The following is a 23993-nucleotide window of genomic DNA, read 5'->3' on the forward strand; positions in this document are numbered from 1 at the left end:
GCATGTCCATCCAGGTATCCACCCGCAGCGCATTACTGGCCTTGGCCTGTACGTTGGCCGGCGCCCCCGCCGCCATGGCGCAGACGACGCCCACCACGTTGAAGATCGGCCTGTCGTCCGAGCCCACGTCGATGGACCCGCACTATCACCAGGCCACGCCCAACGACGCGATGACCTCGCACATGTTCGAGACGCTGGTAGGGCAGGACGCCAAGATGGACTTGATTCCGCGTCTGGCCACGGGCTGGAAGGCGCTGGACGACACCACCTGGGAATTCACGCTGCGCGAGAACGCCCGGTTTTCCAACGGCCAGCCTTTCACCGCGCAGGACGTCATCTTCACGTTTTGCCGCGTGATGAACAACGAACAAGCGATCGGCGGTTCATACCCGGCGATCGTGCAGAAGTTTGCCGACGTCCAGGCGCAAGGCAGCAACAAGCTGGTCATCAAGACGCACAAGCCCTATCCGCTGCTGCCCAACGACCTGACCCGCACGGCCATGCTCTGGAGCGGCATCGTCGAGCACGGCCCCATCACCTTCGACTTGAAAAACAAGTGCGGCGTGACCGGCCCCTGGCCCACCGTTGCCGACTTCAATGGCGGCCGCGATGTGATCGGCACCGGCCCGTACACGCTGAAGTCCTACGTGAAGGGCACGGCCATCGAGCTGACGCGCAACGACAGCTACTGGGGCGAGAAGCCCGCCTGGCAACAGGTCAAGCTGATCCCCGTGCCCGCCGCCGGCCCGCGGCTGACCGGCCTGTTGGCCGGCGACTTCGACCTGATCGAAAACCCCGCCGCGCGCGATGTGAAGCGCATTTCGGAAACGCCGGGCTTCGGCCATGTGATCACGCCGTCGGTGCGCGTGGTGTATTTCCAGTTTGATGTGGGCCGCAGCCCCAGCCCCACCGTCAAGGCCGCCGACGGCAAGAACCCCTTGCAGGACGTGCGCGTGCGCCGCGCCATTTCCATGGCCATCGACCGCAAGACCATCGCCGCGCGCATCATGGATGGCGCCGCCACGCCCGCCAACCAGTTCCTGCCTGACGGCATGTTCGGCACGCTGCGCCATCCGCCCGAACTGAAGTACGACCCCGAAGGCGCCAAGAAGCTGCTGGCCGAAGCCGGTTACCCCAACGGCTTCGAGCTGACCATTTCATCCACCAACGACCGCTACATCAACGACGCCCAGATCTCGCAAGCCGTGGCGCAGTACCTGTCGCGCGTGGGCATCAAGACCACGGTCGACGCGATGACGCGCTCGGTGTATTTCCCCAAGCGGGCCAAGCGCGAATTCAGCTTTGCCATGGGCGGCTGGTCGTCTGAAACCGGCGAGGCGTCGTCTTTCCTACAATACTGGGTCAGCCGGTTCGACAAAGAGCACGGCCTGGGCACCAGCAACTATGGGGGTTACGACAACCCCGAGTTCGACGGCGTATTCAAGCGCGCCCTGGTGACCGTGGACCCGGCCGAGCGGGAAAAGCTGCTGCAACAGTCCCTGGCGATTGCGCTGGCCGACCTGCCCAGCATTCCCCTGCACTTTGAAAGCAGCATCTGGGCGTTCAAGAAGGGGCTGGTCTACGAGGGCCGTGCGGATCAGTACACGCTGGCCATGTCGGCCCGACCGGCCAAGTAGTCGCCCAAGTAATCGTCCAGGTAATCGCCCAAGCAAGCAGCCAGATAACCCCACCCACTCAACACGCCAAGCCAACACGCGGCGCGCCAAGAAACCCTGAGCCCACCAAGGAAATCATCACGTGGCCTTGTTCATCCTGCGCAGACTGATCCAGAGTCTGTTCGTACTGCTGGCCGTATCGGTCGTGGTCTTTTTCGCGGTGTATGCCGTGGGCGACCCGATCGAACTGCTGGTCAGCCCCGAAGCCAGCCAGGCCGCCCGCGAGGCGATGATCGCCCGCCTGGGCCTGGACCTGCCCGTGTGGCAGCAATACACCGGGTTCCTGTGGCGCGCGCTGCATGGCGACCTGGGCACGTCGTTCGTGCACGGCATCCCCGCCATCGAGCTGATCGTGCAGCGCATTCCCGCCACGTTCGAACTCGTTATCGTGGCCATCATGCTGACCTGTGTGATCGGGATTCCGCTGGGGCTGGTCGCCGGCCTGTACCGCGACGACTACCTCGGCCGCGGCATCATGGCGTCGTCGGTGCTGGGCTTTTCGCTGCCGAACTTCTGGCAGGGCATGATGCTGATCCTGCTGTTCGCCGTGTGGCTGGGCTGGCTGCCGGCCACGGGGCGCGGCGACACCGTGACCGTGCTGGGCGTGCGCCTGTCCATCCTGACGGCCGATGGCTGGTCGCACCTGATCATGCCGGCCATCAACCTGGCGCTGGCCAATATCGCGCTGGTGCTGCGCCTGACGGCCTCGGGCGTGGTCGAAGCGCGCAGCCAGGACTACGTGAAATTCGCGCGCGCCAAGGGCGTCAAGCCCGGCCGCATCGTGCGCCGCCACATCCTGCGCAACATCCTGATCCCGGTCGTGACCGTGATCGGCATGGAATTCGGCAGCCTGATCGCGTATTCCACCATCACCGAAACCGTCTTCGCGTGGCCCGGCATGGGCAAGCTGCTGATCGACAGCGTCTACCAGCTGGACCGCCCGGTGGTGGTTGCCTACGTGATGCTGGTCACCCTGATCTTCGTGGTCATCAACCTGGTTGTGGACATCCTGTATGCCGCGCTCGACCCGCGCGTGCAGCTGGTGGCCCCCGCTCAATAATCCGCCATGGCTAACTCTCCCAATCCCGGCCGCACCCGCACCGTCCAGCCTCTGGCCGAGACCCCGCAGCGCGCCTCCATCCTGAAAAAACTGCATGCGCGCCCCACCGTGCGCGGCTCGGTCATCGCGCTGGCCATCCTGATCATCCTGGTGGTGTTCGCGCCTTACTTCGCGCCGCAAAACCCCTATGACCTGGCCAACCTGTCGCTGATGGACGGCCGCCTGGCGCCGCGCCAGGCGCTGATGGACGGCAGCATCGCGTGGCTGGGCACCGACGACCAGGGCCGCGACATGCTCAGCGCCATCCTGTATGGCCTGCGCATCAGCCTGATGGTGGGCTTGTCGGCCGTGGTGCTGGCCACCGCCATCGGCGGGGCCATCGGCCTGATCGCCGCCTACGTCGGCGGCCTGGTCGACACCATCCTGATGCGCATCGTCGACTTCATCCTGGGCTTTCCCACCATCCTCGTGGCGCTGGTGCTGCTGGTGGTGCTGGGGCGCGGGGTGGACAAGGTGATTCTGGCGCTGGTGCTGGTGCAGTGGGGGCACTACGCCCGCATCATGCGCAGCCGCGCGCTGCAAGAGCGCCGCAAGGAATACGTCGAAGCCGCCGCCAACCTGGGCTTTCCCGCGTGGCGCATCATGGTCTTCCACCTGCTGCCCAACTGCCTGGGCCCGGTCATGGTGTTCGCCACCATCCAGATCGCCACCGCGATCGCGCTGGAAGCCACGCTGTCCTTCCTGGGCGTCGGCGTGCCGATCACCGAGCCGTCGCTGGGCCTGCTGATTTCCAACGGCTTCCAATACCTGCTGTCGGGCGATTACTGGATCAGCCTGTTCCCCGGCATTGCGCTGCTGGTGCTGATTCTTTCCATCAACATCGTGGGCGACCGCCTGCGCGAAAGCCTGGACCCCCGACGAGCATGAGCGACATTCTTCTTGATGTGCGCGGGCTGCGCACCGCATTCCATACCGAGGCCGGCGCGTACCTGGCCGTCGACGGCGTCGACCTTACCGTGCGCCGCGGCGAAATCGTGGGCCTGGTCGGTGAATCGGGCTCGGGCAAATCCGTGACCGGTTTCTCACTGCTGGGCCTGATCGACCCGCCCGGGGAAGTGGTGGACGGCGAAGTGAAGTTCAAGGGCACCGACCTGCGCAAGCTCACGGAAGAGCAGATGCGCCAGTTGCGCGGCAACCGCATCGCCATGATCTTCCAGGACCCCTTGATGACGCTGAACCCGGTGCTGCGCATCGGCGAGCAGATGATGGAAGCCATCCTCACGCACGAAAACGTGTCGCGCGCGCAAGCCGAGGAACGCTGCCGCGAGGCGCTTGAGATGGTGGGCATTCCGTCGCCGGAATCGCGCTTGAAGAGCTATCCCCACGAATTCTCCGGCGGTATGCGCCAGCGCGTGGCCATTGCCATCGCCATGCTGAACAAGCCTGACCTCATCATCTGCGACGAGCCCACGACCGCGCTGGACGTCACGATCCAGGGCCAGATTCTTTACCGCATGCAAGAGATCTGCCGCGAGCACAACACCGCGCTTATCTGGATCACGCACGATCTGGGCGTGGTGGCCGAGCTGGCCGATCGCGTCGCCGTCATGTATGCGGGCCGCATCGTGGAAAGCGGCCCGGTTGAACAGGTGCTGGAATCACCGCGCCACCCCTACACCCGGGGCCTGTTGGATTCGATGCCCGGCGCCACGCAACCCGGCGCGCGCCTGCACCAGATCAACGGCATGGCGCCCAGCCTGGCGGGCCGCCCCTCGGGCTGTGCGTTCCGGCCGCGTTGCCCCAAGGCGGTCACGCGTTGCATCGAACAAGCCCCCTCCGTTACCACCGAAGGTCCGCGCAGCTACCGCTGTTACGTGCCGATAGCCCGCGAGGCACAGCAAGCATGAGCCAAGCCGATACTCCCGTCATCGAGCTCAAGAACGTCCACAAGCGATTCGAACAGCGCCCCGATCTGGCCCAGCGCATCCTGGCCCTTGCCGGCCGCCCGCTGGACCGCCGCACGGTGTATGCCGTGAACGGCGTGGACCTGTCCATCAAGCGCGGCGAAGTCGTCGGGCTGGTGGGCGAATCAGGTTGCGGCAAGTCCACGTTGGGACGCGTCGTGGCCGGCCTGCACCGCCAGACCGAAGGCGAACTGCTGTATCAGGGCCGCGATGCCGTGCGCCTGCGTGGCGCCGACAAGCTGGCCTATACGCTGGGCGTGCAGATGATTTTCCAGGACCCGCAAGCATCCTTGAACCCGCGTCAGCGCCTGCGCCAGATCCTGGGCGAATCGCTCAAGGTCCACAAGCTGGCGCCACCGGCCGAGATCCCCGCGCGCATCGACCAGGCCTTGAAGGAAGTGGGCCTGGACGCCGAATACCGCGACCGCTTTCCCCATCAGATTTCCGGTGGCCAGCGCCAGCGTATCGGCATCGCCCGCGCACTGATGGTGGCCCCCAAGTTTCTGGTCTGCGACGAACCCGTGGCCGCGCTGGACGTGTCGATCCAGGCGCAGGTCATCAACCTGTTCATGGACCTGCGCGAGCAGCACGGTTTCACCTACCTGTTCATCAGCCACGACCTGGGCGTGGTCAAGCACATCTCGGACCGTGTCGCGATCATGTACCTGGGCAAGATCGTGGAAATTTCCACATCGGCCGAGATCTTTGCGCGCGCCAATCATCCTTACACCCAGGCCCTGATGGCCGAAGTCCCGGACGTCGCCCGCCGAGGCCGCAAGTTCACGCCGATCAAGGGCGAAATTCCGTCGCCGCTGAATCCGCCGTCCGGCTGTACCTTCAACCCCCGTTGCCCCCACGCCATGCCGCGCTGCCGCGAGCAGGCGCCGGTCCTGAAAGAAATCTCGGCGGGCCACTGGTCGGCCTGCCACCTGAACGAAGCGAGCGCCTGATGAAACCCTCCGATATGTCCAACGTGGACCGCATCGCCATCGAAATGGGCCATGCGGGCCGCAACACCATCCAGTACATCGACGAAGACCGCAATTCGGATCGTCCGTTCAAGCTGCAAACGTACCGCCCGTACGGCTACACGCCCGACCGCCCGGTCGTCATCGTGCAGCACGGCGTGCTGCGCAATGGCGATGAATACCGCGACTTCTGGGTCGAGGCCGCCGACAAGCACAAGCTGCTGATCGTGGCGTTGACGTTCTCGAACGAAATCTGGCCGGGCGTTGAAAGCTACAACAACGGCCGCGTGTTCTCGGCCGGCGGCAACCCGCGCCACATTGACGGCTGGACGTATGCGCTGGTGGGCAACGTCATCAAGGACATGATTGCCGGTGAAATCACCGACGGCCAGAACGTCTACCTGTTCGGCCATTCGGCCGGCGGCCAATTCGTGCATCGCCTGATGAGCAGCCAGTCGCACGCGCCGTTCAAGGCCGTGGCGGCGGGCAACCCGGGCTGGTACACCTTGCCCACATTCGACTACCCCTTCCCGGAAGGCATGGACGGCGTGGGCCTGACCGAAGACCACCTGGTCAAGCTGCTGGCCTACCCCATGACGATCCTGGCCGGTGACCAGGACATCGCCACCGACGATCCCAACCTGCCGTCCGAGCCCGCCGCCATGCGCCAGGGCCCGCACCGCTTTGCACGCGCCCAGAACTACTACGACTTCGGCAAACGCGAAGCCGAGCGCCGTGGCGTGCCGTTTGGCTGGACGCTGCAAGTGGTGCCCGGCATCGGCCACGACGGCCGCGCCATGTCGGCCGTGTGCGCCAGCCTGTGGTTCGACGGCAAGATGCCCGATGACGCCGAACTGGCCCGCCTGGCCGGTCAGCAGGTCGCCTGATTCTGATCGCCCTTCCCTTTTTCATTGCTGGAACCCGATACCGCCATGTCCAACACCCAAAGCACTGAACAGATCGTCGCCGGCATCCAGAGCTGGTTGCAATGCGAATCGCCGTCGAACTACCCCGACGGCATCGCCGCCATGGCGCGCATCATCGCCGACTACGCGGCCGCCGCGGGCTTGACGGTGGAACTGTCGTCGCTGGGCCCCACCACGGGCCCGCTGCTGTACGCCACCAACCGCGCCCCCGGCGACACGCGCCCCGGCATCCTGATCCTGGCGCACATGGACACGGTGCATCCGGTGGGCACGCTGCTGGAGAACCCGGTCCGTATCGACGGCGACCGTCTCTACGGACCCGGCAGCTACGACATGAAGGCGGGCATCTACCTGGCGCTGACGGCGCTGGCCGGCGTGGCGCGCCCCGGCGCGACGCAGCTGCCGGTGGACTTCCTGGTGGTGCCCGACGAAGAAACGGGCAGCCATGCCTCGCGCGTGCACATCGAACGCTTTGCCGCCAACGCCAGGTACGCGCTGGTCTGCGAACCGGCCCGCCCGAACGGCGGCAAGTGCGTCACGGCGCGCAAGGGCACGGGCATGTTGAACCTGAACGTGAAGGGCCGCCCGGCGCACGCCGGCATGCAGCATGAAAAAGGCCGCAGCGCGATTCGTGAAATGGCGCATCAGGTGCTGGCGCTGGAAGCCATGACCGACTACGACCGTGGCATCACGGTCAGCGTGGGCACCATCGCCGGCGGCACGGTCACCAACACCGTGCCGGCGCTGTGCCGCTGCGTGGTGGACTTCCGCGTGCCCGACATGGGCGCCGCCGAAGACGTGCTGCGCCGCATGCGCGAGCTGTGCGCGGTGGGGCCTGACGTTGAACTGGACATCAATGTCGAATTGAACCGCCCGCCCATGGTCAAAACGGAGGCGGCGGCAGCCTTGCTGGCCCTGGTGCAAGGCTACGCGGACCGCGCCGGCTTCCTGCTGGAAGACGCGCCGATGACGGGCGGCGGCAGCGATGCCAACTTCACCTCGGCGATGGGCATCCCCACGCTGGACGGCCTGGGCGCGGACGGCGACGGGGCGCACACCTTGAACGAGTACGTGCTGGTGTCCACGCTGGAACAGCGGTTGAAGTTCTGGGAATTGCTGCTGCGCGAGCTCGCCTGAAAAACGGGGCTATAAAACAGGCTTAGAGAACGGGCCGGCAACTTCCCGATTCACCGGCCCCACTCACGCCCGATCACTCAACCCACGTCAACGCTACGCCCATCCGCCATGTCCGCCACCCTCGACAGCGCCATTGCCTACGGTCTCGCCACGCTGGCGGCCGACGGCACCGTCCTTGACACCTGGTACCCGCGCCCCTCACTGGCCGATCACACGCCGGCTGGGGGCACGCGCCACCTGACGCCCGAGGAAGCGCGCGCGGCGCTGGGCGAACACGTGCCCACCGCGCTGGTGCGCGACACGCGCCGCAAGGTCGACATCGTGGCGGTGCGCACGGCCATCGCGTCACTGGCCGAGCCGCCCTCCGACGCGCACGACGCCTACCTGCGCCTGCACCTGCTCAGCCACCGCCTGATCCGCCCGCACGAGGCCAACCTGGATGGCCTGTTCGGCGTGTTGTCCAACGTGGCGTGGACCTCTGCCGGGCCGTGCGCGGTGGATCAGGTCGATGCCCTGCGTTGGCAACTGCGCGCCACCGGGCAGGTGCTGGAAATACGGGGCGTGGACAAGATTCCGCGCATGACCGACTACGTTGTCCCCAACGGCGTGCGCATCGCCGACACGGCGCGCGTGCGGCTGGGTGCGTACCTGTCGCCGGGCACCACCGTGCTGCATGAAGGCTTCTGCAATTTCAACGCCGGCACGCTAGGCGCGTCGATGGTGGAAGGCCGCATCAGCGCGGGCGTCATCGTCGATGACGGCAGCGATATCGGCGGCGGCGCGTCCATCATGGGCACGATGTCGGGTGGCGGCAAGCAGGTGGTGTCCATCGGCAAGCGCTGCCTGCTGGGCGCCAATTCGGGCATCGGCATTTCGCTGGGTGACGATTGCGTGGTGGAAGCCGGCTGCTACATCACGGCGGGCACGCGCGTGTTGACGCCCGAAGGCGCGGTGGTGAAAGCCGCGTCGCTGGCGGGCCAGCACGGCCTGCTGTTCCGCCGCAATTCACAAACCGGTGTGGTGGAAACCTTGGTGCGCACAGCGGCCTGGGGCACCTTGAATCCGGCGCTGCACGCCGGGCACTGATCGCCGCGCAGCATAAAAAAAGGGCCGCTCGTAGCACGATGGCGGCCCTTCTTCATTGCGCATCAAGCGCCCGTTACGTCGCTTGAGGGCAATGCCCTATCAGGCGTATTCCGCCGTCTGGCCCAACTGGTCGTACACCAGGTTCACCAGCAGATCCGAGCTGAGAATACGCGTGGCCACGCACGAAAACACCGTCTTGCCGCTGTCGTCATGCAGCGTGATGGTTTCGGTCCAGTCGTTCAGGTCGATACGCTGCAACGACTCGTAAGGCCAGGTGGCGCCATCGATATGCAGGCCTTCGGCCGACAGGGCCAGTTCCTGCGTTTGAACACCAGGAAAATCACCGGACTTGATATACCGGAACGCAACGCGCTCACCGTTGGCCATCAACGCTTCCAGCACGGGCAGGCGCTGCGCGACATAACGCGAGCGGAAGGCATCCATGAACTGAGCGAAGTTGCTGACGTCGCCGGACACGATGGTCCAGTCTTGCGCCACGCGGGCACGGTAGGCAAATTGGTTGATCGGACCTGCCGTTGCGCCCGCTTCGGCGGGGAACAGGCAAAGATCCAGGACATCCGCGAATGCGGTGTAGCTGCGCGTGTCGCCTTGTTGGCAGACCACGCCTTTGTCATGCAATTCAAAGCGAACCGGGGCGCTCCCCGTGTGCGTAAACACCGCCAATGCGTCTGAGACCTGCGGGGTTTTGCTATCTGTCATGCAACTTCCTTATTGAGTTGGGGTGCTTTCGCGGCCCAGGACGTCGCACCGTCATGCGACACGCATTCTCCCTTATATGAGCGAAGCGTGCTTGATGACCCCTATTTATCGGCCAATTTCGCTGATTTCTGGTGCAATCCGGCGGTTTCGCGCGTGATCAGCGGCCGCGTCACGGCCCCGGCGCAATCGGCGCAAACGGGTAATGCCGCACGTCGCCGCCCCCGGCGATGATCGCGGTGGCCTCGGGCACCTCTTCCCAGACGCCCGGCATCTCGCTCAAGGGCTCGGACAGCAACAGGAACGCGTTCTCGTCCAGCGCGGCAATCTGCGGGTCTTCCGGATATAGCTCGCGCAAATGGCGCACGCAGGTGTTGTGGAACAGCGTGCGCGATTCCGCCTCGCTGGAATAACGCACCGCAATCAGCCGGTGCCCGTCCAGCGCGCACACCGTCATGTTGATGGGGTGCGTCACGCCGTGGCGGCGGCCCGTCTCTTCCACTGCCCCCACCATGCGGGCCAGCGCGCGGATGGGGTCTTCGTCCAGGCCGAACGTCAGCGCCAGCAGGAACATCACCTCGGAATCGGTGGAGCCTTCCAACGACCCGAAATAAGCGGGCGCGATCATCAGCATCAGGTCGCGGCGCAGCAGGGGATAGTCTCGAATGACCCCGTTATGCACGAACAGCCACTGCCCGTGGCGAAACGGGTGGCAGTTGGTTTCCTGTGCGGGCGTGTCGGTGGCGGCGCGGATGTGCGCCACGAACAAAGGCGCGTGGATGGCGCGCGCCGCTTCGCGCAGATTGCGGTCGTTCCAGGCGGGGTGCACGCTGCGGTAGCGAAACGGCGGCTCGATGTGGCCATCGTAAGGTCGGCTGTACCAGCCCAGCCCGAAACCGTCGCCGTTGGTCGTGGTGGCGCCCAGCCGCGCATGCAGGCTTTGGTCGATCAGCGAGTGCTTGGCCTTGAACAGCACGCTTTCCATCTGCAAGGGACTACCGGTGTAAGCCAGCCAACGACACATGATGCGCTCCTTCAAGACGGATTTGCCCAGTGTAGGAGCCAGGCGCAATTTTCTACAAGCCTGGCGGCGCGCGCCCCGGCACAGTGACGCTTTTGCAAAATCAGCCGGAAGCCAAACGTGAACACGCCCTCATCCGTCCCCGCCCTGCAAATGGGCTTTTCCAGCGACAACATCGCAGGCGCCAGCCCCGAGGTCATGGACGCGCTGCTGCGCGCGAACAGCGGCCAGGCGCCCGCCTACGGCGCCGATGATTGCTCACTGGTGGTGCAGCGGCGCCTTGCCGACATCTTTGAACACGAGGTGGACGTGCTGCTGGTGCCCACGGGCACGGCGGCCAATTCGCTCAGCCTTGCCACGCTGACGCCGCCCTGGGGCGCGGTGCTGTGCCATACGCAAAGCCATATCGCCAACGATGAGTGCGGCGCGCCCGAGTTCTACACGAACGGCGCCCGCCTGACCCTGCTGGGCGGCGACGACGCCAAGATCGACCCCGTCCAGCTGGCGGACCACGCGCGCCGCAAGGTAGGCGACGTGCACACCGTCCAGCTGTCCTGCGTCAGCATCACCCAGGCCACGGAGACCGGCAGCGTCTATACCCTGGACGAAATCCAGGCCATCGGCGGCGTCTGCCGCGATGCCGGCTTGCCGCTGCACATGGATGGCGCGCGCTTTGCCAACGCGTTGGTCAGCCTGGGTTGCACGCCGGCGGAAATGACGTGGAAGGCGGGCGTCGAAATTCTGTCGTTCGGCGCCACAAAGAACGGCGTGCTGGGTGCCGAGGCCATCGTGCTGTTCAACCCCAAGCGCGCACAGGAACTCGCGTTCCGGCGCAAGCGCGGCGGCCATCTGTTTTCGAAGATGCGGCTGCTGTCGGCGCAGATGCAAGCGTATCTGGATGATGATCTGTGGCTACGCAATGCGCGTCAGGCGAACGCCATGGCCGCACGGCTGGCGGCCGGCATGCAGGGCTTGCCCGGCGTAGCGATGCAAGGCGAGGCGGATGCAAACATTCTGTTCTGCCAGCTGCCCAACGCCGCCATCGAAGGCCTCTTGGCCGATGGCTTTCGCTTCTATCACGACCGCTGGGGCCCGGGCGTCGTGCGCCTGGTGACGTCCTTTGCCACCACGGAGCAGGATGTGGATCACTTCCTGTCCGCGCTGCGCGCACGGGTGCGCTGAAACCAGAAGCGATTACGTCGTCGGCCGGTATCGTCTTCGCGGTCGCCGTGGTCGCCTTGGCGGTCGCCGTGGCCGTCTTCGCGGCCGGCCTATGTCGTCGGCTGATACGCCGACGGCGGTGCGCCGTAGGCGGCTCGGAACGCGCGATTGAAATGGCTTTGGTCGTAGAAGCCCACGTCGGCGGCCACCTCTGCCACCGACACGCGCGCGCCGGCCAGCGCCGCGCAGGCGCGTTCCAGGCGCAGTCGAATCAACCATGCGTGCGGGGTCAACCCCGTGCTGTGCGTAAAGCGCCGCAGGAATTGAAAGCGGCTCAGCCCGCAAAGCCGGGCCAGGTCATCCAATGAAATCTTGTCGGCAAGATGCGCCACGCAGTAATCGCGCACGGCCCGTTGATGGGCGGCCGACAAGCCGCCCTTGACCACTTGCGGCTCGACGGTGCGCGTGCGCACGAACAGGTCGGCCATCACGGTCAATGACTGCGCTTGGCGTGCAAGCGGTTCGTCCGCCGCGCCGGCCATCCACGCGTTGTGCAAAGCCATGAAGCGCCGCGCAAGGTCCGCGTCTTGCACCAGCGTGCCAAAGAACCGTTCCTGGGCGGCGGCGGCGGAAACGTCTTCGATGCAGGCGCGCATCAGCGCCGCCGAAATACGGAACGTCTTCAATACATAAGCCGCGCCGTGGTCGCCCGCGCCCGAGCCATCATGGATTTCGCCCGGCGGCATCAGCGCAATGCCGCCCGGCCCCAGCAAAATGCTCTGCCCGCGAAAGCGCTGCCGCTGCACGCCCTGCGTCACCAGACCAATGTGATAGTCCTCGTGATAGTGGCGGTCAAACTCAAACTGGCACAGCCGCGCCTGCCCCAACACCAGCCCAGGCGTGCCGCGCACCGGCAGATAGCGGACGTCGTCTTTAAGCGGGGCAGGCATGCGGCTTTCCCCGCTACTTCTTCAGCAGCGCTTTCAACATCGCCATGCGCTCCTTGGGGTTCATCGCGGCGGTGGCTTCGTCTTCCTGCAAGCGCACGTCGCCCAGCCCCATTTCTTCGATGAACCGCGAAGGCTCGCGCACCAGGTCTTCACGCGCGCGGCGGCGGCGCTTGCACCAGCTAAGGTTCAGGCTGCGCTGCGCACGCGTGATGCCCACGTACATCAAGCGCCGCTCTTCCTGGATGCGTGTGGCCAGGTTCTCGGCGGCGCGGGCCGGGTCGCCGACCTCGTCGTCCTTGCCCAGGTGCGGCAGCAGGCCTTCCTCGACGCCGGCCAGATACACGTGCGGATACTCCAGCCCCTTGGACGCGTGCAGGGTCGACATCTTGACCGCGTCGGGCTCGTCTTCTTCGCCGCGTTCCAGCATCGTGACCAGCGCCACGTGCTGCACCAGATCAAAGAGCGACATGTTGTCTTCTTCGGCCTTGCGCTTGAGCCAGCCGGTCAGCTCCAACACGTTCTGCCAGCGCGTTTGCGCGGGGCGTTCTTCGAACAGCTCGAACAGGTGGCGTTCGTACTGGATGGCTTCGACCAGATCATCCAGGATGACACCGGCCGGCTCGGCGGGCGCCGCGTCCTTGCCCGAGGCGGCGCCGCGACCGGCGCGCCATTGCATGCGCCGAATGAACTCGGCAAAGGTGCGCAACGGGTCCAGCTGGCGTGGCGCCAACAGGCTTTCCAGCCCAGTCTCCGCCACGGCGGCCAGCAGCGACAGTTCGCGCGTGGCGGCGTACTGGCCCAGCACCTGCAACGTGGCCTGGCCGATGCCGCGCTTGGGCGTAGTGGCCGCGCGGATGAACGCGGGGTCGTCATCGTCATTGGCCAGCAGCCGCAGGTACGCCAACACATCCCGCACTTCGGCCTTGTCGAAAAAGCTCTGCCCGCCCGAGATCGTGTACGGAATCTTCAGGTTGCGCAACGCCTGCTCAAGGATGCGCGACTGATGGTTGCTGCGATACAGGATGGCGAAATCCTTCCACTGCGCCTGGCGCTCGAAGCGCGAGGCCGACACCTTCATGGCGATGGATTCCGCTTCCTGTTCTTCGCCGTCCATGGCGGACACCAGGATGGGTTCACCCACGCCCAGGTCGGACCACAGCTTCTTTTCGAACAGCTTGGGGTTCTTTTCAATAACCGCGTTGGCGGCCGCCAGAATGCGCTGCACCGAGCGGTAGTTCTGTTCCAGCTTGATGAGCTTGATGTTCGGGTAGTCGGTGGTCAGCTTGGCCAGGTTTTCGATGGTGGCGCCGCGCCAGGCGTAGATGGCCTGATCGTCGTCGCCCACCGCCGTGAACATGGCGCGCGAGCCCGTCAGCAACTGCACCAGGCGGTACTGGCACACGTTGGTGTCCTGGTATTCGTCCACCAGCAGGTAGCGCACGCGATTCTGCCAACGCGTACGCACCTCTTCGTTGCTGGACAGCAGCAGCGCGGGGATACGGATCAGGTCGTCGAAGTCCACCGCCTGATACGCGGCCAGCGTGGCGGCGTAGCTGCGGTAGATGTTGGCGGCTTCCACGTCGCCCGGCGTGACGGCTTCGCGCGCCGCGTCGTCGGGCTCCAGCAGTGCGTTCTTCCACAGCGAAATGATGCCCTGCACGTGCCGCAGCCGGGCCTTGTCGGTGGTGGCCAGCAGCTCCTGGATGATCGACATGGCGTCGTCGGCGTCCAGGATGGAAAACGTGGGCTTGAGCCCGGCGTTGCGCGCTTCCTCGCGCAGCATCTTCACGCCCAGCGAGTGGAACGTGCTGATGATCAAACCCTTGGAGAGCTTGCGGTCCACCAGCGTCTTGACGCGCTCGTCCATTTCGCGCGCCGCCTTGTTGGTGAAGGTCAGCGCCACCACGTTGCGGCCCATGTAGCCGCATTCACGCAGCAGATACGCGATTTTCTGAGTAATCACCCGCGTCTTGCCGCTGCCGGCGCCGGCCAGCACCAGACACGGGCCGTCCAGGTACAGCACCGCCTCGCGTTGAGCGGGGTTCATACCTTGGGCAATGGATTCGCTAGCGGACATGTTGAGCTTTAAAACGGGCGCAGGCGCCAGGCGCCTGCCGCGCCAGCGCGATAGAGGAAGAAGATCATAGAACAATCGCCTGCATGGCGCATCGGTGCCGGCCGCCTTCAGATCTCAAGCGGATCGACTTCCAGCTGCCAGCGCACGCGCGCCTCGTTGGCGATGTACGGCAGGTGGTGCGACCACGACGCCAGGAATGCTTGCAAGGCCGGCCGGCTGCTGCTTTCGACCAGCAACTGCGCGCGTTCGATGTTCGCCACGCGCACCACGCGCAGCGGCACCGGGTCATACAGCATGATGGCGTCCAGGCCGGGGAAGTCGGCCGCCCACTCGCCTTCGGGCAATACGCGGGCGCGCTCCAGAAACGCTTGGGCGACTTTGAGTTCGCGTGCCTCGGCGGTCAGCAGGGCTTGATAGACAAAGGGCGGCAAGCCGGTGCTTTCGCGTTCGTGCAAGGCGTGGCGCGCAAAGCCCGCGTAGTCGTGGCGCAACAGCGCCTGGTACACGGGTTGCTCGGGGTAACCGGTCTGGATCAGCACTTCGCCGTTGCCCTGATGGCGGCCCGCGCGGCCGGCCACCTGCATCAGCTGGGCGAACAGGCGTTCGGGCGCGCGGAAATCGTGCGCGAACAGCATCGAGTCGGAATTAAGCACCCCCACCAGCCCCAGCCGCGCGAAATCGTGGCCCTTGGCCACCATCTGCGTGCCGACCAGAATGTCGACCTCGCCCGCGTGCACGGACGCGAACAGGGCCTCGGCACTGCCCTTCTTGCGCGTGCTGTCGGCGTCGATACGCAGGATGCGCGCCTCGGGAAACAGTTCAGCCAGATGCTCTTCAACGCGCTGGGTACCCCGGCCCATGGGCGCCAGATCCTGGTCGCCGCATTCCGGGCACGCGCGCGGCACCGGAGCCTGGTAGCCGCAATGGTGGCACTGCAAGCGATGGCCGCGTCCGTCCGTGCGATGCAGCACGGTAAACGCGGTGCAGCGCGGGCAATTGCTGACCCACGCGCACGACTGGCAATGCAGCACGGGGGAATAGCCGCGCCGGTTCAGGAAGATCAGCGACTGTTCCTTGCGTTCCAGCCGCTGTCCGATGGCATCGAGCAGTTGCGGCGACATGCCGTGCTTCATTTGCAACCGGCGCGTGTCCACCAGCCGCATGGACGGCAGCGTGCTGGAACGCGCGCGCCCGGGCAGCGTCAGGCGCAGGTAGCGGCCGCGCTCGGCGTGCTGCCACGTTTCCAGGGACGGGGTGGCAGAGCCCAGCACCACCGGGATGTCCAGATCGTGCGCGCGCCATACGGCGAGGTCACGCGCCGAATAGCGCAGGCCGTCCTGCTGCTTGTAGGACGCGTCGTGTTCCTCGTCCACCACGATCAGACCAAGCTTGCCAAGCGGCGCGAAAATCGACATGCGCGTGCCCAGCAGCATGCGCGCTTCGCCTCGCTGGGCGCGCGCCCAGGCCTGCAAGCGTTCGCCGTCGGACAGCCCGCTGTGCATCACCGCCAGCCCGTCCGTCCCGACCACCGCTTCCAGCCGCGCACGCAGCGCCCCTTCCAACTGGGGCGTGAGGTTGATTTCGGGCACCATCAGCAGCACCTGGCGGCCCTGGGCCAGCACCTGTTCGGCGGCGCGCAGGTAGACCTCGGTCTTGCCGCTGCCCGTCACGCCATGCAGCAGCACGGGTTTGAAAGACGTCAGTGCGCCGATGGCGTCCACGGCGGCAAGCTGCGCGTCATTCAATTCGGGGGGCTGGTCGGCCTTGGCCGGCGTGCGCACCGGTTTGCGCTTGCGGTTGTCCAGACGGGTCACGGGGCCACCGGCCGAGCGCTTGCCTTGATACGCCGTGGGCTTGCGCAGCGGCGGCGGCAAGGTCGGCAACATGACCTCGCCCAGCGGCCGCTGGTAGTAGTCCGCCGCAAAGCGCGCCAGCCGCAGCCAGTCCTCGTCAAAGGGGGGCAGGTCGTCCAGCACCTGTTCAATCGGGCGGATCTGCTTGGGGTCGTAGGACGGCTCGGCCGGGTTGTCCACCACCACCCCGATCATCTTGCGCCGGCCAAACGGCACGATCACCCGCAAGCCCACAGCGACGGGCGCATCACTGCGGTAGTCGAACGGGCCGGGCAACGGCACATCCAGCGCCACGCGCACCCAGCAAACGGCTTCGGCGGGCGGGCTTGGCAGCAAATCAGACATGGAGGCGGGTGGGCGTCACGGAGAAGGATTAATCCAAAGGGATGAGGGCCAACGGTGGAGGCGGCGTGCGGGCAATGGTGGCCCGGATGCGCCAAGCGACTCCATGGGCGCCTGTGGATAACTTTGGGGAAAAGGCTGGGGCAACATCAACTTTCGGAATAAGCCTGGATTGCCCGGTCGGGAGCAATCCGGTGGAAAACTCGCTTTTTCCTTTTAAAATCAACAATCTATGCAATGTTCCAAGATTGTAAACTAGCTTCTAAAGGGTTTTCCCCGAGCAAATTCCTGCTGTGCACAAGTCCTTGCTGGGGCCCTCGAACTTCGGCCCTTGGGACCGAAGCGTCCACTCACTTACCCGCGCAGCGAGCGGCTATGTTGGTGGACTTCTTCAACCAGTTCGGCTACGGCTTCGGGCGGAGTAAAGCGCGAAATCCCGTGTCCCAGGTTGAACACGTGGCCGCCCTTGCCCACCGGGCCGAAGGCGTCCAGCACCCGGCGCGCTTCAGCGCGAATGGCGGGGCCGCCGCCAAACAGCGCCATCGGGTCCAGGTTGCCCTGGAAGGCCACGGAATCCCCGGTGCGGCGGCGCGCCGCGGCCAGGTCGACGGTCCAGTCCAGCCCCACCGCGTCGCAGCCACACGCTGCGATCTGCTCAAGCCATTGGCCACCGCCCTTGGTGAACACAATGACCGGCACGCGCCGACCTTCGTGTTCGCGGGTCAGGCCGTCGACGACGCGCTTGGTATAGGCCAGCGAAAACTGCTGGAACAGGCCGTCCGCCAGTACACCGCCCCAGCTGTCGAACAACATGACGGCTTGCGCGCCCGCGGCGATCTGCGCGTTCAGGTATTGCAGCGTGGCCTCGGCGTTGATCTCCAGGATGCGGTGCAGCAGATCGGGCCGCGAATACAGCATCGTCTTGATCAGGCGGTAGTCGTCGCTGCCCTTGCCCTCGACCATATAACAGGCAATGGTGAACGGGCTGCCCGCAAAGCCGATCAGCGGCACCTTGCCGTCCAGCTCGCGGCGGATCACGCTGACCGCGTCAAACACGTAGCGCAGCTTGTCCATGTCGGGCACCGCCAGGCGGGCCACGTCCTGCTCGTCGCGCACCGGGTGCGCAAAGCGCGGGCCTTCGCCTTCCGCGAAATCCAGGCCCAGGCCCATGGCATGCGGCACGGTCAGGATGTCGGAGAACAGGATGGCCGCGTCCAGGTCGAAGCGCGCAAGCGGCTGCAACGTGACTTCCATGGCGTAGTCCGGGTTCTGAGCCAGGCCCATGAAAGAGCCTGCGCGAGCCCGCGTGGCGCGGTACTCGGGCAGGTAGCGACCCGCCTGGCGCATCAGCCAGATCGGGGTATAGGGCACGGGCTCGCGCAAAAGCGAGCGCAAGAACACATCGTTCTTCAAGCTGGAAGCAGACACGACTATCCTCGTTGATCGGAAGCCGTGATTTTACTTCCCTTGGGCGGCAAGTAGCGGCAAGCCCGCACACGGTGCTTGCCAAGGCGCAAAAGGAGGCATCGGCGCGCCGCTCAGCCACGCAGGCTGCGCAACTGCGCCGCCTGACGAAACGGGGCGGCGTCGATGCCGTGCTTGCGCATCAGCGCCCAGAAGGCCCGCCGATGCTTGGCGGATGCCCGCGCCGCCTGCGCCACATTACCGCCGTGGCGCGACAGCGCATGGTGGATGTAATCGCGCTCGAACCCGGCCACCACTCGCGACTTCGCCAGGCGAAACGCTTCGTGCGCGGGTAGCCGCCGGGGGTCGCGCAGGTTGGCCAGGCCCTGTTCCAGCACGTCGGGCGCCACGCGCGGCCGCGGCGCATGCGGCGGCACGCCCGCGCCGTCGCCACGCGCCTGATAGTAGGCGGCAGGTTCCTGCACCTCGGCCGCGCCTCGCTGCGACCAAGGCGGCGGCCGGCCGGCCACCGGTCGGCGCAGGCGGCCCAGCCGCACTCGCATGCTTTCCAGGCAGGCAGGCTGCGCCATGAAGTCGGTGGCGCCCAGGCCCAGCAAGTCTTCGATGGCGGGCGCCTTCATATCGTCCATCAGCAGCAGCAATGGCGTCGTCAGGTTCGCGCCTGCCATCGACAGCGCCGTGCGGGCCCACGCCACCGACGAGGGGGCCACCGGCAGGACGCAGCTGTCGTAGCGGCGCAAAGACACCGCCATGCGCGCCAGCACCTGGACGTCCGGCGTCCCGTCGCACGGCAGCGCCGTGATACACCCCGCAGCGGTTTGCGTGGCGTTTGTGCGCGCGGCGGCAGGCGTGGCATCCATCGGCACCAGATGCAGGCGTATGCGGGGCAAGCCGCTTTGATGACGCGCCACCCAGTCCCGCATGGCGGCCTCGTGGCCGGGCGCCAGCAGCACCCCGCAATCCAGCACTTGTCGCACCGTTTTCCCCTTGGCTTGTCAGGCAAAGTTGAAGGCTACTGTTGCGGATGCGGCCCAGCTATTCGTATCGAACGCATTGCGGTCGCCCCGTCGGCGGCCTTGCGGCCAGCCGCTGCCAGCCGGTGCCTGCCGCGGCGGGCATGAAAAAAGCGGCCCATGGCCGCTTTTTTCGATCCGGGCGAACCCGGCGTGTACTGCTTTGCCGCTTAGTGCGAACGACCGCCTTGGCGCAGCTTGCGCGCCGCGATGGCTTGCGCAGCCAGCATGGCGAGTTCAGCTTCGACAACTGCGATGTCAGCCTTGTCCTTGGCGTTCGCCAGGGCCTCTTCGGCCTTCTTGCGAGCTTCCACGGCGCGGGCTTCGTCCAGGTCGGAAGCACGGATAGCGGTGTCGGCCAAAACCGTCACGCTGCCCGGCTGCACTTCCAGAATGCCCCCGGCGACGAAGATGTTTTCCTCGCCTTGGTCGGCACGGACGATCTTGACCGTACCGGGGCGTATGCGCGAAATCAGCGGGGTGTGGCCGGGCAAGATGCCCAGTTCACCCGCCTCGCCAGGCAGCACCACGAACTTCGCCTCACCGGAGAAGATCGCTTCCTCTGCGCTGACGACATCCACATGCAGGGTAGCCATATCGGTTCCTTATTGCAGTTTCTTGGCCTTCTCGAAGGCCTCGTCGATCGAACCGACCATGTAGAAGGCCTGTTCCGGCAGGGCATCGCACTCGCCGTTCACGATCATCTTGAAACCACGGATGGTTTCGGCCAGCGGGACGTACTTGCCGGGCGAGCCGGTAAACACTTCAGCCACGTGGAACGGCTGCGACAGGAAGCGCTGGATCTTACGCGCGCGGGCCACGGCCTGCTTGTCTTCGGGCGACAGTTCGTCCATGCCCAGAATCGCGATGATGTCGCGCAGTTCCTTGTAGCGTTGCAGCGTTTGCTGCACGCCACGCGCAACGGCGTAGTGCTCTTCGCCGACGACTTGCGGGTCGAGCTGGCGGCTGGACGAATCCAGCGGGTCCACGGCCGGGTAGATACCCAGCGAAGCGATGTCACGCGACAGCACGACGGTGGAGTCCAAATGCTGGAAGGTCGTGGCAGGCGACGGATCGGTCAAGTCATCCGCAGGGACGTACACGGCCTGGATGGAGGTGATCGAGCCCGTCTTGGTCGACGTGATGCGCTCTTGCAGCTTGCCCATTTCTTCAGCCAGCGTGGGCTGGTAGCCCACGGCCGACGGCATACGACCCAGCAGTGCGGACACTTCGGTACCGGCCAACGTGTAGCGGTAGATGTTGTCCACGAAGAACAGGATGTCGCGGCCTTCGTCACGGAACTTCTCGGCCATCGTCAGGCCGGTCAGCGCCACGCGCAGACGGTTGCCCGGGGGTTCGTTCATCTGGCCGAACACCATGGCGACCTTGTCCAGAACGTTCGACTCTTCCATTTCGTGGTAGAAGTCGTTGCCTTCGCGGGTACGCTCACCCACGCCGGCAAACACCGACAAACCGCTGTGCTGCTTGGCGATGTTGTTGATGAGTTCCATCATGTTCACGGTCTTGCCCACGCCGGCGCCGCCGAACAGGCCAACCTTGCCGCCCTTTGCGAACGGGCAGACCAAGTCAATAACCTTGATGCCGGTTTCCAGCAGTTCCACCGACGGCGACAGTTCGTCGAAACGGGGAGCCGCTTGGTGAATGCCACGCTTTTCTTCGTGCTGGATCGGGCCGGCTTCGTCGATGGGACGACCCAGCACGTCCATGATGCGGCCCAGCGTGCCGGTGCCGACCGGCACCGAGATCGGAGCGCCCGTGCCCGTGACCTTCATGCCGCGACGCAGACCGTCGCTGGAGCCCAGCGCAATGGTACGCACCACGCCGTCGCCCAGCTGTTGCTGCACTTCCAGCGTCAGGCCCTTTTCAGCGAACGACGAAGACTCGTCGTCAGCCAGGGTAAGCGCTTCATAGATCTTGGGCATGTGATCGCGGGGGAACTGAATATCCACCACGGCGCCGATGCACTGAACGATGGTTCCGTTGCTCATGTCGATTCCTTGCTTGATAGCTTTAGACGGGAGCTGCCTGCCTTAAACGGCGGCAGCGCCCCCTACGATTTCCGAAATTTCTTTGGTGATCGCGGCCTGGCGGGTCTTGTTGTAGACCAGTTGCAGCTCTCCGATGACCTTCTTGGCGTTGTCCGACGCCGCCTTCATGGCGACCATCCGGGCCGACTGCTCCGAAGCCATGTTCTCGGCCACGGCTTGATACAGCAGGCCTTCAACGTAACGCTGCAGCAGGTCGTCGATCACGCTACGGGCGTCGGGTTCGTAGATGTAATCCCAGCTGTAGTCCGACTTCACTTCCGACGTCTTGGCCAGGCTTTCGGCACCCGATTGGTACGGATCATCCAAACCACTGGCCAACGGCAGCAGGCGCAGGAACAGCGGCTCCTGCTTCATCGTGTTGACGAAGCGGGTCGAAGCCACGTACAGCGCGTCGATGCGGCCGTCCAGGTAGGCGTCCAGCTGCACCTTGATCGCGCCCAGCAGGCGGTCCAGTTGCGGCTTGTCGCCCAGTTGCACTTCCTGGGAAACCAGTTTGGCGCCGATACGGGTCAGCACACCCACGCCCTTGTTGCCGAAAGCGGTCGCTTGCACGGCGATGCCGTTTTTCTCGAACTCTTTCAGCTTGCCCAACGTCACGCGGGTGATGTTGGTGTTCAAGCCGCCGCACAAACCCTTGTCAGTCGTCACCATGACCACGCCGACCGCTTTGATTTCGCGTTCGACCAGGTACGGGTGGCTGTACTCGGGGTTGGCTTGCATCAGGTGCGCAGCAATCTCGCGCACCTTGGTGGCGTACGGACGACCAGCACGCATCCGTTCCTGCGCCTTGCGCATTTTGGATGCGGCGACCATTTCCATCGCCTTGGTGATCTTGCGCGTGTTTTGCACGCTCTTGATCTTGGTTCGGATTTCCTTAATTCCGGGCATTGCGCTTTCCTGTGAAGACTGGCCGATGGGTTCCGCTCACGCCTCAACCATCCGGTAAGGACGGGTGAGGCGTTGCAGACGCCTAACCCATCACTTTCTTAAAAAGCACCGTGCTTCTTGAATTCCTGAACGGCGGTGGCCAGTTCGGCCTCGTCGTCCTTGGACAGTTCCTTGGTGTCTTCGATGCGCTGGATCATGGCCGCATGCTTGGCCTTCAACTGATCCTTCAGCGACTTCTCGAACGACAGCACTTGGGCCACGTCCACGTCATCCAGGTAGCCGTTGTTGACCGCGTACAGCGTGACGGCCAGTTCCCACACTTGCAGCGGCTGGTATTGCGGCTGCTTGAGCAGTTCGACCACGCGCTTGCCGCGTTCCAGCTGGCGACGGGTGGCGTCGTCCAGGTCCGAGGCGAATTGCGCGAAGGCGGCCAGTTCACGGTACTGCGCCAAGTCGGTACGGATACCGCCGGACAGCTTCTTGACGACCTTGGTCTGAGCAGCGCCACCCACACGCGACACCGAGATACCGGCGTTGATAGCGGGGCGGACACCGGCGTTGAACAGGTCGGTTTCCAGGAAGATCTGGCCGTCGGTGATCGAGATCACGTTGGTCGGAACGAAGGCGGACACGTCGCCTGCCTGGGTTTCGATGATCGGCAGTGCGGTCAGCGAACCGGTCTTGCCCTTGACGGCGCCGTTGGTGAACTTTTCGACGTAGTCTTCGTTCACGCGGGCAGCACGTTCCAGCAGACGCGAGTGCAGGTAGAACACGTCGCCCGGGTAAGCTTCGCGGCCCGGCGGACGGCGCAGCAGCAGCGACACCTGGCGGTAGGCCCAGGCTTGCTTGGTCAGGTCGTCATAAACGATCAGGGCGTCTTCGCCACGATCGCGGAAGTATTCGCCCATGGTGCAACCGGCGTAGGCGGCCAGGTATTGCATGGCGGCCGAGTCCGAAGCCGAAGCGGCCACGACGATGGTGTATTCCATCGCGCCGTGCTCTTCCAGCTTGCGCACCACGTTGTTGATCGTGGAAGCCTTCTGGCCGATAGCGACGTACACGCAGGTGACGCCCTTGCCCTTCTGGCTGATGATCGTGTCGACGGCGACAGCGGTCTTGCCGGTTTGGCGGTCGCCAATGATCAGCTCGCGCTGGCCACGGCCGATCGGCACCATCGAGTCGATAGCCTTGACGCCGGTTTGCAGCGGCTGCGACACCGAGCGGCGGGCGATAACGCCAGGCGCCACTTTTTCAATGATGTCGGTTTCTTTGGCGTTGACCGGGCCCTTGCCGTCAATCGGCTCGCCCAGCGTGTTGACCACGCGGCCTTTCAGTTCCGGACCGACCGGGACTTCCAGAATGCGGCCGGTCGTCTTGACCTGGTCGCCTTCGGAGATGCCGGTGTAGTCGCCCAGAATAACGGCGCCGACGGAATCGCGCTCAAGGTTGAGCGCCAGACCGAAAACATTGTTGGGAAATTCGAGCATTTCGCCCTGCATCACGTCGGACAAGCCGTGGATGCGGGTAATACCGTCGGTCACGGACACGACGGTGCCCTGAGTACGGACATCAGCCGAAGCGCCCAGGCCCTCGATGCGGCTCTTGAGCAGTTCGCTGATCTCGGAGGGATTGAGTTGCATATTGACTCCTGGAATCCTGT

20 protein-coding genes are annotated in these 23993 nt (G+C 65.0%); 9 read left to right on the forward strand and 11 right to left on the reverse strand.

The features are described 5' to 3' along the window. Nucleotides 1-2 precede the first annotated feature (2 nt). The 8 genes from AC0Z35_RS20055 (at nucleotide 3) to dapD (ending at nucleotide 8817) form a co-directional block, all read left to right on the forward strand. Complete coding sequence (locus tag AC0Z35_RS20055; RefSeq protein WP_104144811.1) at nucleotides 3-1637, forward strand: ABC transporter substrate-binding protein; 1635 nt, start codon at nucleotides 3-5, stop codon at nucleotides 1635-1637. A 121-nt stretch (nucleotides 1638-1758) separates the two neighbouring features. After that, nucleotides 1759-2736, forward strand: coding sequence for an ABC transporter permease (locus AC0Z35_RS20060; RefSeq protein WP_046806614.1), 978 nt, complete (start codon nucleotides 1759-1761; stop codon nucleotides 2734-2736). A gap of 6 nt (nucleotides 2737-2742) precedes the next feature. After that, nucleotides 2743-3663, forward strand: coding sequence for an ABC transporter permease (locus AC0Z35_RS20065; RefSeq protein ID WP_046806615.1), 921 nt, complete (start codon nucleotides 2743-2745; stop codon nucleotides 3661-3663). Continuing rightward, nucleotides 3660-4643: an ABC transporter ATP-binding protein gene (locus AC0Z35_RS20070; RefSeq protein ID WP_485132566.1), complete on the forward strand. Its 984-nt coding sequence runs from the start codon at nucleotides 3660-3662 to the stop codon at nucleotides 4641-4643. Before AC0Z35_RS20065 ends, AC0Z35_RS20070 begins: the two co-directional genes overlap by 4 nt. Next, entirely contained in the window at nucleotides 4640-5650 is a 1011-nt protein-coding gene (locus tag AC0Z35_RS20075; protein WP_120153604.1) for an ABC transporter ATP-binding protein, read from the forward strand. Before AC0Z35_RS20070 ends, AC0Z35_RS20075 begins: the two co-directional genes overlap by 4 nt. Beyond that, a complete protein-coding gene (locus AC0Z35_RS20080; protein WP_046806618.1) occupies nucleotides 5650-6555 on the forward strand; it encodes an alpha/beta hydrolase family protein in 906 nt (301 codons plus the stop codon). The genes AC0Z35_RS20075 and AC0Z35_RS20080 overlap by 1 nt, the downstream gene beginning before the upstream one ends. A gap of 45 nt (nucleotides 6556-6600) precedes the next feature. Further along, the gene (locus tag AC0Z35_RS20085) at nucleotides 6601-7731 is read left to right on the forward strand and encodes a M20 family metallopeptidase (RefSeq protein WP_485132567.1); all 1131 of its coding nucleotides are present in this window, start codon (nucleotides 6601-6603) and stop codon (nucleotides 7729-7731) included. A 108-nt stretch (nucleotides 7732-7839) separates the two neighbouring features. Beyond that, entirely contained in the window at nucleotides 7840-8817 is a 978-nt protein-coding gene (gene dapD, locus AC0Z35_RS20090) for a 2,3,4,5-tetrahydropyridine-2,6-dicarboxylate N-succinyltransferase (protein ID WP_485132568.1), read from the forward strand. Nucleotides 8818-8916: 99 nt separating this feature from the next. On the opposite strand, the gene AC0Z35_RS20095 is transcribed toward dapD, so the two are convergent. Both AC0Z35_RS20095 and AC0Z35_RS20100 read right to left on the reverse strand, forming a co-directional pair. Further along, the gene (locus AC0Z35_RS20095) at nucleotides 8917-9537 is read right to left on the reverse strand and encodes a hypothetical protein (protein ID WP_046806621.1); all 621 of its coding nucleotides are present in this window, start codon (nucleotides 9535-9537) and stop codon (nucleotides 8917-8919) included. A 169-nt stretch (nucleotides 9538-9706) separates the two neighbouring features. Continuing rightward, nucleotides 9707-10558, reverse strand: coding sequence for a class II glutamine amidotransferase (locus tag AC0Z35_RS20100; protein WP_046806622.1), 852 nt, complete (start codon nucleotides 10556-10558; stop codon nucleotides 9707-9709). 117 nt (nucleotides 10559-10675) lie between these two features. Between AC0Z35_RS20100 and AC0Z35_RS20105 the strand changes: the two genes are divergently transcribed. Further along, entirely contained in the window at nucleotides 10676-11737 is a 1062-nt protein-coding gene (locus AC0Z35_RS20105) for a threonine aldolase family protein (RefSeq protein ID WP_485132569.1), read from the forward strand. A gap of 89 nt (nucleotides 11738-11826) precedes the next feature. On the opposite strand, the gene AC0Z35_RS20110 is transcribed toward AC0Z35_RS20105, so the two are convergent. The 9 genes from AC0Z35_RS20110 to atpA form a co-directional block, all read right to left on the reverse strand. Beyond that, nucleotides 11827-12666, reverse strand: coding sequence for a helix-turn-helix domain-containing protein (locus AC0Z35_RS20110; RefSeq protein ID WP_485132570.1), 840 nt, complete (start codon nucleotides 12664-12666; stop codon nucleotides 11827-11829). Between the two features lie 13 nt (nucleotides 12667-12679). Further along, a complete protein-coding gene (locus tag AC0Z35_RS20115; protein WP_046806625.1) occupies nucleotides 12680-14743 on the reverse strand; it encodes a UvrD-helicase domain-containing protein in 2064 nt (687 codons plus the stop codon). A gap of 107 nt (nucleotides 14744-14850) precedes the next feature. Beyond that, complete coding sequence (locus tag AC0Z35_RS20120; protein ID WP_046806626.1) at nucleotides 14851-16941, reverse strand: primosomal protein N'; 2091 nt, start codon at nucleotides 16939-16941, stop codon at nucleotides 14851-14853. Between the two features lie 351 nt (nucleotides 16942-17292). Then, on the reverse strand, nucleotides 17293-18366 hold the full coding sequence (gene hemE, locus AC0Z35_RS20125) for a uroporphyrinogen decarboxylase (protein WP_046806627.1): 1074 nt from the start codon (nucleotides 18364-18366) through the stop codon (nucleotides 17293-17295). A gap of 110 nt (nucleotides 18367-18476) precedes the next feature. Next, entirely contained in the window at nucleotides 18477-19340 is an 864-nt protein-coding gene (locus tag AC0Z35_RS20130; protein WP_046806628.1) for a helix-turn-helix domain-containing protein, read from the reverse strand. Nucleotides 19341-19546: 206 nt separating this feature from the next. Then, a complete protein-coding gene (locus tag AC0Z35_RS20135; RefSeq protein ID WP_006217064.1) occupies nucleotides 19547-19972 on the reverse strand; it encodes a F0F1 ATP synthase subunit epsilon in 426 nt (141 codons plus the stop codon). A 9-nt stretch (nucleotides 19973-19981) separates the two neighbouring features. After that, the gene (gene atpD / locus AC0Z35_RS20140) at nucleotides 19982-21385 is read right to left on the reverse strand and encodes a F0F1 ATP synthase subunit beta (RefSeq protein WP_046806629.1); all 1404 of its coding nucleotides are present in this window, start codon (nucleotides 21383-21385) and stop codon (nucleotides 19982-19984) included. A 42-nt stretch (nucleotides 21386-21427) separates the two neighbouring features. Beyond that, a complete protein-coding gene (gene atpG, locus AC0Z35_RS20145) occupies nucleotides 21428-22333 on the reverse strand; it encodes a F0F1 ATP synthase subunit gamma (RefSeq protein WP_046806630.1) in 906 nt (301 codons plus the stop codon). Between the two features lie 98 nt (nucleotides 22334-22431). Further along, nucleotides 22432-23973, reverse strand: a complete 1542-nt coding sequence (atpA, locus tag AC0Z35_RS20150; RefSeq protein WP_046806631.1) for a F0F1 ATP synthase subunit alpha — start codon at nucleotides 23971-23973, stop codon at nucleotides 22432-22434. Nucleotides 23974-23993 lie beyond the last annotated feature (20 nt).

The sequence above is a fragment of the Achromobacter sp. 1L-A-4-B-C2 genome, from assembly GCF_057291955.1.